The 15,698-nt window shown below is 65.6% G+C and carries 13 protein-coding genes; 7 read left to right on the forward strand and 6 right to left on the reverse strand.

Translation table 11 applies throughout. The annotated features are described in order from the left end of the window. The first annotated feature begins 161 nt into the window (after positions 1-161). Both gpmI and ACDC67_RS15495 read left to right on the forward strand, forming a co-directional pair. Positions 162-1,691, forward strand: coding sequence for a 2,3-bisphosphoglycerate-independent phosphoglycerate mutase (gene gpmI, locus ACDC67_RS15490; protein ID WP_376694540.1), 1,530 nt, complete (start codon positions 162-164; stop codon positions 1,689-1,691). 7 nt (positions 1,692-1,698) lie between these two features. Continuing rightward, entirely contained in the window at positions 1,699-2,850 is a 1,152-nt protein-coding gene (locus ACDC67_RS15495; protein ID WP_376694541.1) for a murein hydrolase activator EnvC family protein, read from the forward strand. A 3-nt stretch (positions 2,851-2,853) separates the two neighbouring features. On the opposite strand, the gene ACDC67_RS15500 is transcribed toward ACDC67_RS15495, so the two are convergent. From ACDC67_RS15500 to putA, 5 genes are all read right to left on the reverse strand, one after another. Beyond that, the gene (locus ACDC67_RS15500) at positions 2,854-4,428 is read right to left on the reverse strand and encodes an AbgT family transporter (protein ID WP_376694542.1); all 1,575 of its coding nucleotides are present in this window, start codon (positions 4,426-4,428) and stop codon (positions 2,854-2,856) included. A gap of 148 nt (positions 4,429-4,576) precedes the next feature. Continuing rightward, a complete protein-coding gene (locus tag ACDC67_RS15505) occupies positions 4,577-5,275 on the reverse strand; it encodes a rhomboid family intramembrane serine protease (RefSeq protein ID WP_376694543.1) in 699 nt (232 codons plus the stop codon). Next, positions 5,272-6,186, reverse strand: coding sequence for a general secretion pathway protein GspB (locus tag ACDC67_RS15510; protein ID WP_376694544.1), 915 nt, complete (start codon positions 6,184-6,186; stop codon positions 5,272-5,274). The genes ACDC67_RS15505 and ACDC67_RS15510 overlap by 4 nt, the downstream gene beginning before the upstream one ends. A gap of 2 nt (positions 6,187-6,188) precedes the next feature. After that, positions 6,189-7,733, reverse strand: a complete 1,545-nt coding sequence (locus ACDC67_RS15515; protein ID WP_376694545.1) for an ExeA family protein — start codon at positions 7,731-7,733, stop codon at positions 6,189-6,191. A gap of 49 nt (positions 7,734-7,782) precedes the next feature. Then, positions 7,783-10,938, reverse strand: coding sequence for a bifunctional proline dehydrogenase/L-glutamate gamma-semialdehyde dehydrogenase PutA (putA, locus tag ACDC67_RS15520; protein WP_376694546.1), 3,156 nt, complete (start codon positions 10,936-10,938; stop codon positions 7,783-7,785). Positions 10,939-11,127: 189 nt separating this feature from the next. Here putA and ACDC67_RS15525 point away from each other — a divergent pair, with 189 nt between their 5' ends. From ACDC67_RS15525 to ACDC67_RS15545, 5 genes are all read left to right on the forward strand, one after another. After that, on the forward strand, positions 11,128-11,634 hold the full coding sequence (locus ACDC67_RS15525) for a DUF2244 domain-containing protein (RefSeq protein ID WP_376694547.1): 507 nt from the start codon (positions 11,128-11,130) through the stop codon (positions 11,632-11,634). Between the two features lie 7 nt (positions 11,635-11,641). Then, positions 11,642-12,487, forward strand: coding sequence for a cytochrome c oxidase subunit II (gene coxB, locus ACDC67_RS15530; protein ID WP_376694548.1), 846 nt, complete (start codon positions 11,642-11,644; stop codon positions 12,485-12,487). Between the two features lie 31 nt (positions 12,488-12,518). After that, positions 12,519-14,147: a cytochrome c oxidase subunit I gene (ctaD, locus tag ACDC67_RS15535; protein ID WP_376694549.1), complete on the forward strand. Its 1,629-nt coding sequence runs from the start codon at positions 12,519-12,521 to the stop codon at positions 14,145-14,147. Between the two features lie 18 nt (positions 14,148-14,165). Next, positions 14,166-14,294 carry a hypothetical protein gene (locus tag ACDC67_RS15540; RefSeq protein ID WP_376694550.1) on the forward strand — a complete coding sequence of 43 codons (129 nt, stop codon included), beginning with the start codon at positions 14,166-14,168 and terminating at the stop codon, positions 14,292-14,294. Between the two features lie 95 nt (positions 14,295-14,389). Further along, entirely contained in the window at positions 14,390-15,250 is an 861-nt protein-coding gene (locus ACDC67_RS15545) for a cytochrome c oxidase subunit 3 (RefSeq protein WP_376694551.1), read from the forward strand. A 222-nt stretch (positions 15,251-15,472) separates the two neighbouring features. On the opposite strand, the gene ACDC67_RS15550 is transcribed toward ACDC67_RS15545, so the two are convergent. Then, positions 15,473-15,698: transposase (locus tag ACDC67_RS15550; protein WP_376694552.1), on the reverse strand; the 226-nt coding region annotated here is incomplete at its 5' end.

The raw sequence follows: 15,698 nt of genomic DNA on the forward strand, positions 1-15,698 counted from the left end.
CATCCGTGGAGAACCGGCTATCTAGGCCGAACATCCTGACCCCGGAGGGGACATTTCTACTTTGCAGAAAAGGGGACGTTTCTACTTTGGGTTGACAGCATTGTGCCGGCTGCCTGTGTGATAATCATTTCCGATCCGATCCACGCCAGAGCAAGGGAAACATGCCACGACCCCGCCCGCTGATGTTGTTGATTCTCGATGGCTGGGGGCAGCGCGAAGCTGCCGACGACAACGCCATCACCACCGGCCGCACGCCCAACTGGGATGCGCTCTGGGCGCAACGCCCCCGGACCCTGCTGGATACCTCGGGCGAGTCGGTGGGCCTGCCCGCCGGACAGATGGGCAACTCCGAAGTCGGCCACATGAACCTCGGCGCCGGCCGCATCGTCTACCAGGAGTTCACGCGCATCGGCAAGGCGATCGAAGACGGCAGCTTTGCCCGCAACCGTGCCCTGCTCGGCGGAGTCGAAAAGGCGAAGGCCGCCGGCGGCTGCGTCCACATCATGGGCCTGCTCTCGCCCGGCGGGGTGCACAGTCACGAGGATCACCTGCTGGCGACCCTGGCCCTGGCGCTCGACAACGGCGCGCCGGCGGTGGCGGTGCACGCCTTTCTCGACGGCCGCGACGTCGCGCCGCGCAGCGCCGCCGATTCGATCGCCCGCCTGGAAGCGGCCGTGGCGAAAGACGACCGTGCCAGCATCGGCAGCATCGGCGGCCGCTACTACGGCATGGACCGGGACCAGCGCTGGGATCGCACCCGGCTTGCCTGGAACGCCATCGTCGAGGCCGAGGCCGAGTACCAGGCCGATACCGCCTCGCAAGCGCTTGAGTCCGCCTATGCCCGGGGCGAGGACGACGAGTTCGTCATGCCGACCGTGATCGGCGGCGGAAAGAAGGTAAACGATGGCGACAGCGTGCTGTTCATCAACTTCCGCGCCGACCGTGCCCGGCAGCTGACCCGCGCCTTTGTCGAGCCGGGCTTCGACGGCTTCGAGTGCCGGCGCCCTGCCCTGTCGAGCATGGTCACCATGACCCACTACCTCGACGGCCTGCCGGTCGAGGTCGCCTTCGCGCCACAGCGCTTCGAGCACCTGTTCGGCGCCGAGCTGGAAGCCGCCCGGATGCGCCAGCTGCGCATCGCCGAGACCGAGAAATACGCCCACGTGACCTACTTCTTCAACGGCGGCGAAGAGCAGGTCTTCGACGGCGAGGATCGCAAGCTCATTCCCTCTCCCGGCGTGGCCACCTACGACCTGCAGCCGGAGATGAGCGCACCGGCCCTGACCAGGGAACTGGTCGCGGCCATCGAAAGCGGCGATTACGACGTGATCGTGTGCAACATCGCCAACCCCGACATGGTCGGCCACAGCGGCAAGTTCGAGGCCGCCGTGGCGGCGGTCGAAGCGGTCGACCGCGTGCTCGGCGAAGTCCTGCCGGTCCTCGAGCGCGCCGGCGGCGAAGCGCTGATTACCGCCGATCACGGCAACGTCGAACAGATGAGCGACCCGGAAACGGGCCAGCCGCACACCTCGCATACCACCAACCCGGTCCCCCTGGTCTATTTCGGCCCGCGCGCGGTCGAGTTGCGCGATGGCGGCAGCCTGCGCGACATCGCCCCGAGCCTGCTGGCCCTGCTCGAGCTGCCACAGCCCGAGGCAATGACCGGTCGCCCTCTGGCCCGGCCCGTCTAAGCGGCGCGTGGGTCGGCTCGACGGTTTTCTGGCCACGCTCGCGGTGCTGGCGCTGCTGGCCGCCGCGTCGGCGCCGCGCGCCCAGGAAGATCGCGAAACCGTCGAGGCGGAACTCGAGCGAGTGCGATCCCAGATCAATCAGATCCAGTCGCGCATCGACGAGAACCTGGGCGACCGCGACCGGCTGCAGGAACAACTGGCCGAAGCCGAGCGCGCCGTCGGCGGGGCGCGGCGGGCGCAGTCCGAAACCGACCAGGCGCTGGCCGAAGTCAGGTCGGACATCAGCGGCCTGGAGTCGCGCCAGTCCGAGCTCGAAGCGCAGGCCGGGGAACGCGCCTCCGAGCTGGCCGTGCAGCTGGCCACCGCCTATCGCCAGGGCGGCCAGTCACGCCTGAAGATGCTGCTCAACCAGGATGACCCCAGGCGCCTTTCGCGGCGCCTGGCCTACCACGGCTACCTGTCGCGGGCACGCCTGGCGGCGATCGAGGAGCTGCGCGGCACCGTTACCGACCTGGAGCAAACGCGTGCCGAACTGGCGGACGAGGCCGAGCGGCTGAGCGAACTGCTCGATGAGCGTCGGCGTGAAACACGCCGCCTGGAATCGGCCATGGCACAGCGCGGGCAAGCGCTGGATGAGCTCGACCAGCGCCTGGACAGCGATCGGGAACGCCTGGCCGATCTCGAGCGCGATGCGGGCGAGCTCACACAGCTGCTCGAGCAGCTGGCCGACGTCCTCGCCGACGTACCCGCGGACATCGCCATCCCGCCGTTCGAGGAGCTGCGCGGCGGGCTTGACATGCCCGTGCCCGGCCGCGTGCTGCAGGCGTTCGGCGATCACCGCAGCGGCGAGCTGCAGTGGAGCGGCTGGCTGATCGAGGCCGACACCGGCGACGAGGTAAAAAGCATCGCCCACGGCCGCGTGGCCTATTCCGAGTGGCTGCGCGGCTACGGCCTGCTTCTGATCATCGACCACGGCGACGACTTCATGAGCCTCTATGCCCACAACGAGGCCCTGATGCGCGACGTTGGCGACTGGGTGGCGCCGGGCGACGTGGTCGCCCTGGCGGGCCGGTCGGGCGGCGTGAGCGAGCCCGCCCTCTACTTCGAGCTGCGCCGGGACGGCCGGCCGGTGGACCCGGCCGGCTGGATCAGCCGCTAGCGGTTATCCGGCGGCCGGGTAGACGTAGCTGGTGCCGGGGCCAAGCGGGAAGCCGAGCATCCAGTAGCCGATCAGGAAGACTGACCAGACCAGCAGGAAGACCACCGAGTAAGGCAGCATCATCGACACCAGGGTGCCGATGCCCGTGCCCTTGACGTAGCGCTGGCAATAAACGACCACCAGCGGGAAGTACGGCATCAGCGGCGTGATGATGTTGGTCGAGGAGTCCCCGACGCGGTAGGCGGCCTGGGTCAGTTCGGGCGAGAAGCCGACCTGCATCAGCATGGGCACGAAGATCGGCGCCAGCAGCGCCCACTTGGCAGAAGCCGAGCCGACGAACAGGTTGACGAAGCCGACCAGGATGATGATGCCGAACAGGGTCGCGCCGCCCGGCAAGGCCAGTTCGCGCAGGAAGTTGCCGCCTTCGACGGCCAGCAGCACACCCAGCCCGGAGCGGCCGAACTCGGCCACGAACAGGGCACAGAAGAACGCCATGACGACGTAGTAGGCCATCGAGCCCATGGTGTCCGACATGGCGTCGACCACGTCCTTGCTTTTCTTGAACGTCCCGGTCATGAAACCGTAGATGACGCCCGGCATCACGAAGAAGATGAAGATCAACGGAACGATCGACTGCATGATCGGTGCCGAGAAGTCGGTCAGCTTGCCCGAGTCCGGATCACGGAACGGCGAGGTCTCCGGAAGCAGCGACAGGATCAGCAGGACGAACCCCACCGCCATGACCGTGGTCGCGACCCACATCGCGCGACTTTCCTTGCCCTCGATCGGATGCATCTCGGGCATGTCGTCGTCGTCACCGTCGAGCGGCGTATTCGCCAGGCGCGGCTCGACCACGCGATCGGTCAGCCACCAGCCCAGCAGTACGATCAGCAGGCAGGAAGCAGCCGTGAAGTAGTAGTTGATCAGCGGGTGCAGGTTCACCCCGCCGTCGATCAGCTGGGCCGCCGGCTGGGTGAAGCCCATGAGCAGGGGATCGATGGCCGAGGGAATGAAGTTGGCGGAAAAACCGCCCGACACGCCGGCGAAGGCCGCCGCGATACCGGCCAGGGGATGCCTGCCGGCGGCGTAGAAGATGATGCCCCCGAGCGGAATCACCACCACGTAGCCGGCGTCGACGGCGGTGTGGCTGACGATCGCGATCAGGATCAGCATCGGCGTCAGGAGCATCTTGGGCGTGAACGCCAGCAGTTTCTTGAGCAGGGCATTGATGTAACCGCTCTGCTCGGCCACGCCCACGCCCAGCATGGCGACGAGCACCACGCCCAGGGGGGCGAAACTGGTGAAGGTCGTGACCATCGTGGTCAGAAAGCTGACCAGTTGCTCGCCTGTGAGCAGATTGGTGATGGTGATCGCCTCGCCCGAACTCGGATGCTGGGCACCGAACTGGATGCCCGACAACAGCCAGGACAGGATCCAGACCACGATCATCAGAAGCAGGAAAAGCATGGCGGGGTCGGGCAACTTGTTGCCCACGACCTCGATGAAATTGAGCGCGCGATCGAGCCAGCCGCGCTCGCTGCCGGCGTCTCCGGCGGGTTGTTGCTGGGTGCTGTTCATGCCGATTGGTCCCCGTCGTGTCGTTGTTGTGGTTGGATCCCGGTCAATCCGACCCGAAACCCGTGTCGTTGTGAGCCTGGTCCGGCGCCGAAAGCGCCGAAAACGTTACCACAACTCCCGGATTCGGGCCACAGCCGGCGGGTTCGAACTAATCATCCTGGAGACTGAGGTCGACCAGGGCCGGGAACGGCCGAAGCGCAACCGCAACCGCCACCCCGGCGACGAACCCGGCCACGTGGGCCCACCAGGCGACGGCGCCGTCCGGGCTGCCGAAAACGGTATAGATCAGTTGCAGCGTAAACCACGAGCCGATCACGAGAACGGCCGGAACCCGGGCGAACTGGAGATACAGACCCAGCGGCAGCCAAAGGCCCATGCGGCTGACCGGGAAGAGCCCCAGATAGATGCCGATCAGGGCCGAAACGCCGCCGCTGGCGCCGATCACCGGGGTCTGGGTCTCGCCCAGCTGCCAGGCGAGAAACAGGTTGGCCGCCGCCCCGAGCAGCAGAAAGCTCAGCGCCAGGCCCCAGTGACCGATGGCGCGCTCGACGGTGATGCCGAACACCCACAGGTAGGCCAGGTTGCCGGCCAGGTGCAGCCAGTCGCCGTGAACGAACAGGGAAGTGAAAATGCCCGCAAGAGCAGCGCTGTTCCAGCTGTCGGGAAGCTGCGCGAATGCGGCCAGGACCTGGGACGGCACGAAGCCCCAGGCGCGAATCCATTCATCGCCAGCCTCGCCGAGAGCCCACTCGGCGTGGACGCGAACGGCCAGCATGATCAGGCTGAAAGCGGTCAGCACCCATGGCCATGCCAGCCGACGCCGGCGCAGCCCCGCCGAAGCGATCATCGCGGCTCGAGCAGGAAGCGGTGCGAGCGAAAGTCGACGACGGCGCCGTCGCGGTTGATATCGACGATCTCGACCTCGCCGACGCTGTCGCCGGACCGGTAGCGCTCGCCGTTGATCAGGACGAATCGCTCGGCCTCGTTGGGCGAGAAAACATGGATGCTCAGGTTGAGCTCGGGCAGGTTGCGCCGCACCGACAGGGGCAGATCCCAGCTCTGCACGTACTCGGCCACGCCCTCGTTGAGCGGGGTGGGCGTCAACTCCGAATCGCGGTCCCCGGACGAGTCTGCCTGGCGACGACGCTCAGAGCGTCCTTCCTCGGGCCGGTCACGCGACTCCGCCGACTCCGCTTCCCGGCGCCGGCTCGACTCCTCGGCGATGCGCCGCTCCAGTTCCTCGGTGGCTTCTTCGGCGGGAATCGGCACCGATTCCCGGCGCGGCGCCTCGCGCCGAACGGTGCGTTCGGGGCTGGCGCGAGTGGGCTGGCGTCGATCCCTCGGGCGCGATTCGCCGGCATCCTCGTCTTCGGCAGCCGGCGCGCTGTCTTCCTCAGAAGGTCGCGCCGGCACCTGTTGGGCCAGCGATTCCGGCTCGGCCGCTTCGTCCTGCCCGGCCCCGTCGTCGCGCTCGGCGGGAGCTGCGTCCTGCTCGCGCTTCGGCCCCTGGTCGGCCGGCGCCTCGGATTCCGGCGCCCGCTCGGCCACGCCAGTGTCCTGCGGCAACCACTCCGGGCGCAGCAGGTAGACGGCCGTTGCCACGACGGCCAGCAGCGCCAGCGACACGCCCAACCAGGGGAGTACTCGGCGGCGACGGCGTCGCGGCGGCTGCGGGGGTTCGGGCGAATTGAGCCCCGGGGCGCCGGACTGCTGGCGACGTGCATCGGACTTGCGCAGGGCGTCGAGAATGAAAGACACGATCAGGCTCCGTCGTTTTCGGTCAGCAACAGCGGGGCGTTCTGGTGGGGGGCACGCAGGAAAAGACGGGTCGCCGGTCCGATGACGCCATCGTCGTTGATACCGTGCCGCCGCTGGAAGGCCACCACCCAGTCGCGGAATTGGTCATCATAAGTGCGGTCGACCCCACCCGTCCACGGCTCGAACCGGGCCTCTGCGGCGAGGCTCTTCATGCGCTCGACCATCGCCCCGCCGTCACCGCGCTTGAGCAAGTCGCCGCTGTCGGGCCAGGCCACCAGCAGATCGCCGCGCCAGCGTCGTTCCAGCTGGTTGCGGGGAACGCGCCAGTCCTGTCCGCCGTGGCGGAGGGTCGCGTCGCCCTGACTGAGGCTCACCAGCAGGACGTGCGCGGCGGCCGGTTCGGCCAGCCGCAACACGACCGGCAGGTCGATTTCCTCGACGAAGGACCAGTTGCCGCGCAAGGACAGGCAGGCCAGGTTCTCGTCGCCATCATCCCGGCAGGCGCTCGCCACGGCATCGGCGCTCATGCCGGGCCACAGCGCCGCGAGCTCCGTCCAGGCGCTCGCGGCACTGGCATCCTCGAGCATCACTTCCCAGGCTGCATTGGCGCCCGCCGAGGTTTCTGCCTTCGGCTGCAGCATGAGCCAGGACACCGCCCCGCCCCCGGCCAGCACCGCGACCAGGGCGACGGCCGCGATAACGCCCCGCAGCCAGCCGCCGTCCTGCTCCTGTTCTTCGCCGGCCACTTCGCGGGCAGCGGCGCGAACCAGCCCGGCGCCGATTCGATCCTCTTCTCGCGCATACCCGGCCATAAGGGCACGGTCGGCAATGATGTTGACCAGGCGCGGCACTCCCTCGGAGGTGTCGAAGATCGCGTGCAGTCCGTCGTCGGTGAACGGGCAGCGCTCGGCACCGCCGATCTGCAGGCGGTGGCGGATATAGGCCTCGGTTTCCTCTTCGTTGAGCGGATCGAGGTGATAGCGGGCCGTGATGCGCTGGGCAAGCTGGCGCAGTTCCGGCCGGGAAAGCAGTTCGCGCAACTCGGGCTGGCCGATCAGGATGATCTGCAGCAGCTTGTCGGTGGCGGTCTCGAGGTTGGTCAGCAGCCTGATCTGCTCGAGCCCCTCCCGGCTCATGTTCTGGGCTTCGTCGATGATCAGCACCACCCGTTCCCCCTCGGCATGGCGCTCGAGCAGGTAGCTGTTGAGCCGCTCTTGCAGCTGCTGCAGGCTGCCGTCGGTCCCTTCGATCGAGATCTCGAGCTCGCGACAGACCGCCCGCAGCAACTCCGCCGGCGACAGCATGGGGTTGAGAATCAGGGCAATTCGGGTGTTCTCCGGCACCTGCTCGAGAACGACCCGGCACAGCGTGGTCTTGCCGGTACCGACTTCTCCGGTCAGCTGCACGAAACCGCCGCTACCGCCCTGCCCCACGCCGTAGAGCAGGTGCGCGAGCGCATCGCGGTGGCGCTGGCTCAGGTAGACGAAGCGCGGGTTGGGCGTGATCGAGAACGGGCGCTCGGATAGGCCGTAGAACGATTCGTACATCAGTGGGGCGTCCCGGAGGTCACGCGTTTGGATTCACCACTTGCCCGACTCAATCCGACAACGCCATCAGCGAGGCGTTGCCGCCGATGGCCGCGGTATTGTTGGTCAGGGTGCGCTCGGTCACGAAGCGATGCAGGTAGTGCGGGCCGCCGGCTTTCGGGCCGGTGCCGGACAGGCCCTCGCCGCCGAATGGCTGAACCCCGACCACCGCACCGGTCATGTTGCGGTTGACGTAGGCGTTGCCCACGCAGGCCCGGTGCGCGATGTGGCGATACACACGGTCGATGCGGCTGTGGACGCCGAGGGTGAGGCCGTAGCCGGTGCCGTTGATCTTGTCGATGACCGCTTCGAGCTCGCTCGATTTGTAGCGCACCACGTGGAGGATCGGTCCGAAGATTTCCCGCTCGAGCCGATCGATGCCGTCGATCTCGTAGGCGCGGGGGGCGAACCAGTGACCCGGTGGCAAATCTGCTCGCAGGGGCGTTGTGGCGATCAGCTTCGCCTCGCGGTCCATGCGCTCGGCGTGCTCGGTGAGCATTTCGAGCTGCCCCTCGTCGATGACCGGGCCGATGTCGGTCTCGAGCAGGCCGGGATCGCCGACGGCGATTTCCTCCATCGCACCGGCGAGCATTTCCAGCATCTTGTCGGCCACGTCCTCCTGGACGTAGAGCACGCGCAGGGCCGAACAGCGCTGCCCGGCGCTGAGGAAGGCCGAGTGAATCACGTCCTTGACGACCTGTTCGGGCAGCGCCGAGGAGTCGACGATCATGGCGTTCTGACCGCCGGTCTCGGCGATCAGGGTGGCGATCGGGCCGTCGCGTTCGGCCAGGGTCCGGTTGATGATGCGCGCCGTCTCGGTCGAGCCGGTGAAGGCGACGCCGGCGATGCGCGCATCGCCGGTCAGGGCCGCACCGACCTTGCCGTCGCCCGGCAGGCACTGCAGGGCGTCGCCGGGCACGCCGGCCTCGTGCATCAAGGCCACGGCGCGGGCGGCAATCAGCGGGGTCTGCTCTGCCGGCTTGGCCAGCACCGCGTTGCCGGCGACCAGTGCGGCCACGATCTGGCCGGTAAAGATCGCCAGCGGGAAATTCCAGGGGCTGATGCACACGAACACGCCCTTGCCGTGCATGCGCAGCGTGTTCGATTCACCCGTCGGCCCGGGCAGGGCCACCGGCTCGGCCAGCTCCTGTCGCGCCTGCATCGCGTAGTAGCGGCAGAAATCGACCGCCTCGCGGACCTCGGCGATGCCGTCGAGCAGCGACTTGCCCCCCTCGCGGGTGCAGATCGCCATCAGTTCGGTGCAGTGCTGCTCGTACAGATCGCCGATTCGGTCGAGGATATCGGCTCGTTCGGCCGCACCGCGCTCGTCCCAGGCCCTTTGGGCGGCGACCGCCGCCGAAACGGCGTCGGAGACCGAACCGGGTGCCGTCCAGCTGACCCGACCGGCGGTCACGCCGGAGTCGGACGGCGAATTCAGGTTGCTCTCGCTCGCGCTGCGGGCGGCCTTGCCGGTGGGCGCGGCCGACCAGTCGCGGGAAAGCGCCGCCTCCATGCCCTGCTTGAGCGTCTGCAGTTCGGAATCACGTGCGATATTGATGCCGCGGCTGTTGCGACGTTCGCTGCCGTAGATGTCGGCCGGCAGCGGAATGCGCGGGTGCGACATACTCGAATGCGACAGCACCTCGGCGATGGGGTCGTCGACCACCTTCTCGGCCGGCAGCTTTTCGTCGACGATGCGGTTGACGAAAGAGGTATTGGCGCCGTTCTCGAGCAGCCGACGCACCAGGTAGGGTAGAAGATCCTTGTGGTTGCCCACCGGCGCGTAGACTCGGCACTGGCCGTTGAACCGGTCGTTGTCGAGCACCTCTTCATACAACTGCTGTCCCATGCCGTGCAACCGCTGGTATTCGTATTCGCTGTTGTCTCCGGCCAGTTCGCCGATGGCCGCGATCGTGTGCGCATTGTGCGTGGCGAACTGCGGGTAGAAACACTCGGGCAGCGACAACAGCTTGCCGGCGCAGGCGAGGAAGGACAGGTCCGTGTTGGCCTTGCGCGTGAAAACCGGGTAGCCCTCGACCCCCTCGATCTGGGACAGCTTGATCTCGGTATCCCAGTAAGCACCCTTGACCAGACGGATGGGAATGCGGTGCCCGGTTTCGCGCGCCTGCTCGGCCAGCCAGTCGATGGCGGCCCAGGCCCGCCGCTGGTAGGCCTGCAGGGCGAGTCCGAAACCGTCCCAGCCGGCCAGTTCGGGGTCGGCCAGCACGGCGGCGAAGACATCGAAGGAAGGCATCAGGCGGTCGGCTTCCTCGGCATCGACCGTCAGGGCAATGCCGGCCTTGCGCGCGCGGCGGGTCAGTTCCCGCAGCCGCGGCACCAGTTCTTCCATGATCCGGGCGTGCTGGGCGTGTTCGTAGCGCGGATGCAGGGCCGAGAGCTTGACCGAGATGCTCGGCAGCGCGAAGACGTTGTCGCCCTCGGTGGCGCGGCCGATGGCGTCGATGGCGTTGGCATAGGAATCAAAGTAGCGGCGCGCGTCGGCCGCGGTCAGGGCGGCCTCACCGAGCATGTCGAACGAGTAGCGAAACTGCCGGTTGGCCTTCTTCTTAGAGCGCTCCATCGCCTCTTCGATGTTGCGCCCCATGACGTACTGGTGCCCCATGATGCGCATGGCCTGGCGAATGGCAGTGCGCACCACGGGCTCGCCGGACTTGTTGGCGATCTTCGACAGCACGGTACCGATGCTGCGCTTCTCCGAACCCTTCACGCTGACCAGGCGACCGGTCAGCATCAGGCCCCAGGTGCCGGCATTGACGAACACCGAGGAACTCTTGCCCAGGTGGGACTCCCAGTCGGCATCGGAAAGTTTGTCGGAGATCAGTTGCTCGGCCGTGTCGTTGTCGGGAATACGCAGCAGCGCCTCGGCCAAGCACATCAGGATCACACCCTCCTCCGACGACAGATCGTATTCACGCATGAACGCTTCCATCACGCCGGCATCGCGGCTGCGCTCGCGCACGCGCTCGACCAGGTCGAGGGCGTCGTCGCGGATGCGTTCGCGCTGCCCGGCGTCGAGCGGCACCTGCTCGAGCAGGAAGCGCACATGCTCCCCCTCATCCGCGTGCCAGGCGTCATCCAGCGCCTTGCGCAACGCGTCCGGGGAAAATGGCTCTACGGTGACGAAAGGGTGCGAATCTCGACTCATGGAGGCCTCGGAATACGGGTTTACAAGCAATATGCAAGTGTAACCGAAGGTGGTCCACGGCTGGTGCCAGCGGTCTTCACGGGGGGCTGCGGATCGGCCGGCGGCCCGCCGAAGAAACAATTTCCCCTGCCACGTTGATGCCGCATGGGCTAGAATACCGACCTACATCAAGAAACACGGCATCCACCCGTGATCGACACCCGGCACAGTTCGGATATGCGTCGCTCGAGCACAATCGAGGCGCGCTCCAACCTGTCCATGTCGCTCGACCGGCTGGCCGCGGTGTTTCTCGGTTTGAGCGCAGTCACGCTGCTGGTCGCGCTCGGTCCGCTTCTGCTGGGCTTCTGGCCGATCATGGTGGCTGCAATCATCCACCTGATCATTGTCGGATGGTGCATGCGACTGGCCTGGCGCGGCAACTGGGTGCGCGAGCGAATGCGGATTGATCGCGACAACCTGACTATCGAGCATTTCGATGCCCGGCGCAGGACACGGTCGAAGTGGCCGTCCGCCTGGGTTCGGGTGCAGGTCGAGGATCGCCCGATGGGCGAGCGCCGGGTAGTCGTCACGTGTCATGGGCGGCGCCAGGTCGTCGGCGAGTTTCTGCCGACCGGCGAAAAACTGGCGCTGGCTGGCGCCCTTAAGGAGAGCCTCCGGCCGTTTGACGCCCGGGGTGGAGCAAGCAATCACAGGTGAGTCGAGGATGAAGAGAACGAACGAACTGATCGTGGCCCTGGCAGTGATGGCGGTCATCATCGTGGTCACATGGGGCATCTACGCCGTGGGCGACAACCTGCCCGCCGGCGTAACGCCGTTCAGCAAGGACGTCTATCAGCTGCACAACGTCATTCTGGCCGTGGTCACCGTCATCGGCGTTCTGGTCTTCACGGCCATGTTCACGTCGATCGTCGTGCATCGCAAATCGAAGGATTACGAACCGGCGAAGTTCAGCCACTCGACCTTCGCCGAGATCACCTGGACGGCCATCCCCGTGCTGATCCTGGTGGTCATGGCCATTCCGGCCACCCGCGTGCTGATCGATATGGAAGACACCGGCGGTGCCGACATCAACATCAAGGTGACCGGTTATCAGTGGCTGTGGCAGTACGAGTACCTGGAAGACGACATCAGCCTGTATTCGATGCTGGACCGCGAGAGCAATCGCGCCCGCCAGATCGGCTCCGGCGTGGACGTGCGCACGGTCGAGAACTACCTGCTCGAAGTCGATCAGCGTCTGATCGTGCCGACCGACACGAAGATCCGCCTTTTGCTGACCTCCGGCGATGTCATCCACTCCTGGTGGGTGCCGGAACTGGGCTGGAAGCGCGACGCCATCCCCGGCACGGTCAACGAAGCCTGGACCCTGATCGAGGAAGAAGGCATCTATCGCGGTCAGTGCGCGGAACTGTGCGGCAAGGATCACGGTTTCATGCCGATCGTGGTCGAGGCCGTATCGCCGGAGGACTACCGCCAGTGGGTGGAAAGCCGCAAGTCGGAGCAGTCGGCGGACGCCAGCGAAGCGCTGACCGCGACCGCTGATCAGGGCTGAACAGAGTGAGCAGAATCGAGGAATCCAAGTCATGAGTCACGAAACCACACTGAACCACGACGAGCATCACGCCGACCACCCGACCGGTCTGGCGCGCTGGCTGTTCACCACGAACCACAAGGAGATCGGCACGCTCTACCTGATATTCTCGCTTGCCATGTTCCTGGTCGGCGGGGCCATGGCCCTGGTCATCCGTGCCGAACTCTTCCTGCCGGGCCTGCAACTGGTCAACCCCGAATTCTTCAACCAGATGACCACCATGCATGCACTGGTGATGATCTTCGGCGCCGTGATGCCCGCCTTCGTCGGCCTGGCCAACTGGATGGTGCCGCTGATGATCGGGGCGCCCGACATGGCCCTGCCGCGGATGAACAACTGGTCGTTCTGGATTCTGCCGTTCGCGTTTGCCATTTTGCTGATGCCGCTGGTGCTGGGCTTTGTCGGCATCGGCAGCGGCGGACCGGCTTCGGGCTGGACCCTGTATCCGCCCCTGTCCCTGCAGGGCGGAACCAATATCGCCTTCGTGATCTTCGCCATCCACCTGATGGGAATTTCCTCGATCATGGGCGCGATCAATATCATCGTCACCATCCTGAATATGCGCGCGCCGGGCATGACCCTGCTGCGCATGCCGCTGTTCGTCTGGACCTGGCTGATCACCGGCTTCTTGCTAATCGCGGTCATGCCGGTGCTGGCGGGTGCTGTGACGATGCTCCTGACCGACCGATTCTTCGGCACCAGCTTCTTCAATGCCGCCGGCGGCGGTGACCCCGTGATGTACCAGCACATTTTCTGGTTCTTCGGGCACCCGGAGGTCTACATCATGATCCTCCCGGCCTTCGGCATCGTCTCCGAGATCCTGCCGACCTTCTCGCGCAAGCCGCTATTCGGCTACGTCTCGATGGTCTATGCGACGGCATCGATCGCCTTCCTGTCGTTCATCGTCTGGGCCCACCACATGTTCACCGTCGGCATGCCGCTGGGGGGCAACCTGTTCTTCATGTACGCCACCATGATCATCGCCGTACCCACGGGCGTGAAAGTGTTCAACTGGGTCTCGACCATGTGGCGCGGCTCGATGAGCTTCGAAACTCCGATGCTGTTCGCGCTGGGCTTCATCGTGCTGTTCACCATCGGCGGCTTCTCGGGCCTGATGCTGGCCATCGTGCCGGCCGACTTCCAGTACCACGACACCTACTTCGTTGTGGCCCACTTCCACTACGTGCTGGTGACCGGCTCGGTGTTCGCGATCATGGCCGGCGCCTACTACTGGCTGCCCAAGTGGACCGGCTACATGTACAACGAGAAGCTGGGCAAGATTCACTTCTGGTGGTCGACCATCTCGGTCAACGTGCTGTTCTTCCCGCAACACTATCTCGGGCTGGCCGGCATGCCGCGACGCATTCCCGACTACGCCGTGCAGTTCTCCGAGTTCAACATGATCTCCTCGATCGGCGGCTTCGCGTTCGGGCTGGCCCAGTTGCTGTTCGTCTACATCGTGTGGCAGGCTGCGCGCGGCGGCGAGCGTGCCACCGACCAGGTCTGGGAAGGCGCGCGTGGCCTGGAGTGGACGGTGCCCTCCCCGGCCCCGCTGCACACCTTCGACACGCCGCCCAAGGTCGACGACAGCGTCGCCGCCCACTCCGACAACCTGGCCTGAGCGGGGCGCGGCGGAGAAATGACCGAGGGTAAGGACCAGCATCGTCAACGACGTCGCCGTGCGATTCGCACGGCGCTCGTTCTGGCCGCGGTCGTAACGGTCATCTACCTGGGCTTCATCCTGAGGGGCGTGATCGGCGCCGCTTGAACGAAACCGGCCCCGGCGACACCCGGGCGCCATCAGGGAAACAACGGAGTCGGCCGACAGGTCGGCCGCAAAAGAAACTGGATCAGGGAACAAGCATGGCACAAGGACACTACTACGTACCCCACACGGCCAAGTGGCCCATTGTCGGTTCGATCGGCCTGTTCGTGATGATGATCGGCGCCGCCACCTGGTTCAACCAGGCGGCCATCGGGCCCTGGTTCACGCTCGCCGGCACGGCCATCGTCCTGGTGATGATCTTCGGCTGGTTCGCCCAGGTGATTCGTGAATCGGAGGACGGCCTCTACAACGACGCCGTCGACGGTTCCTTCCGTCAGGGGATGATCTGGTTCATCTTCTCGGAAGTGATGTTCTTTGCCGCTTTCTTCGGCGCCCTGTTCTACGCGCGCGTGTTCGCGGTGCCGTGGCTCGGCGGAGAGGGCACGGGCGCCATGACCAACGAACTGCTCTACCCGCAGTTCGACTCGGCCTGGCCCACGGCCGGCCCCTCCACGCTCGGCGGCGGCTTCGAGACCATCCCGGCGTTCGGCCTGCCGCTGCTCAATACCCTGATCCTGCTGACGTCCGGCCTGACCATCACGCTGGCCCACTGGGCGCTGAAGAAAGCCAAGCGCGGCGCCCTGATCGGCTGGATGGCCGCCACCGTGGCGCTGGGCGCGATCTTCCTATACTTTCAGGCGAGCGAATACGTTCACGCTTACCAGGATCTCGGCCTGACGCTCGGTTCGGGCATCTACGGCTCGACCTTTTTCATGCTCACCGGCTTCCACGGCCTGCACGTGACGCTGGGCACCATCATGCTGATCGTGATCACCCTGCGCTGCATGGCCGGGCATTTCTCCAAGAAAAACCACTTCGGCTTCGAGGCCGTCGCCTGGTACTGGCACTTCGTCGACGTCGTCTGGCTGGGCCTGTTCGTCTTCGTCTACGTCATCTGACGAAGCAGCAACAATTCAGAAGAGCGAGTGCCGGCCTTGTGCCGGCACTTTCGTGTCTAGAACCCAAAAGAATAATATGTCCACAGATGAACACAGATAAACACAGATAAAAAAAGGAAATAATGGTTCTGGAGTGGGTCGGAATATCTGGTGCCAGATATCCAGAAAACGGGGTCATCACGGCATCGGAGCCTGTCCCGATTTCTGTGTAACCGCCCATCCTCATAGGTGATCGGTCACCCGATCTTCGAAGTTGATAATAAATTGGTTCAGGGCGTCCTTCCAGTGATGGATCGGTCGGGTCCATTTCTGTGACGCCGCCTGGATCGCCATGAACGTCACTTTCAGAGCCGACTCGTCGTGCGGGAAGATCTTGCGCTGCCGCGTCGCCTTCCGGATCACGCTGTTGAGTGACTCGATGGCATTGGTCGTATAGATTGCCTTGCGG

Origin of the sequence: Wenzhouxiangella indolica, from assembly GCF_042310355.1 — a bacterium.
Lineage (GTDB): Bacteria > Pseudomonadota > Gammaproteobacteria > Xanthomonadales > Wenzhouxiangellaceae > Wenzhouxiangella.

Bases quoted from the DNA above. Each gene is read 5' to 3' on its own strand.
- gpmI (WP_376694540.1), top strand. From the start codon at position 162: ATGCCACGACCCCGCCCGCTGATGTTGTTGATTCTCGATGGCTGGGGG.
- ACDC67_RS15500 (WP_376694542.1), bottom strand. From the start codon at position 4,428: ATGAACAGCACCCAGCAACAACCCGCCGGAGACGCCGGCAGCGAGCGC.
- ACDC67_RS15505 (WP_376694543.1), bottom strand. From the start codon at position 5,275: ATGATCGCTTCGGCGGGGCTGCGCCGGCGTCGGCTGGCATGGCCATGG.
- ACDC67_RS15515 (WP_376694545.1), bottom strand. From the start codon at position 7,733: ATGTACGAATCGTTCTACGGCCTATCCGAGCGCCCGTTCTCGATCACG.
- putA (WP_376694546.1), bottom strand. From the start codon at position 10,938: ATGAGTCGAGATTCGCACCCTTTCGTCACCGTAGAGCCATTTTCCCCG.
- coxB (WP_376694548.1), top strand. From the start codon at position 11,642: ATGAAGAGAACGAACGAACTGATCGTGGCCCTGGCAGTGATGGCGGTC.
- ctaD (WP_376694549.1), top strand. From the start codon at position 12,519: ATGAGTCACGAAACCACACTGAACCACGACGAGCATCACGCCGACCAC.
- ACDC67_RS15540 (WP_376694550.1), top strand. From the start codon at position 14,166: ATGACCGAGGGTAAGGACCAGCATCGTCAACGACGTCGCCGTGCGATT.
- ACDC67_RS15545 (WP_376694551.1), top strand. From the start codon at position 14,390: ATGGCACAAGGACACTACTACGTACCCCACACGGCCAAGTGGCCCATT.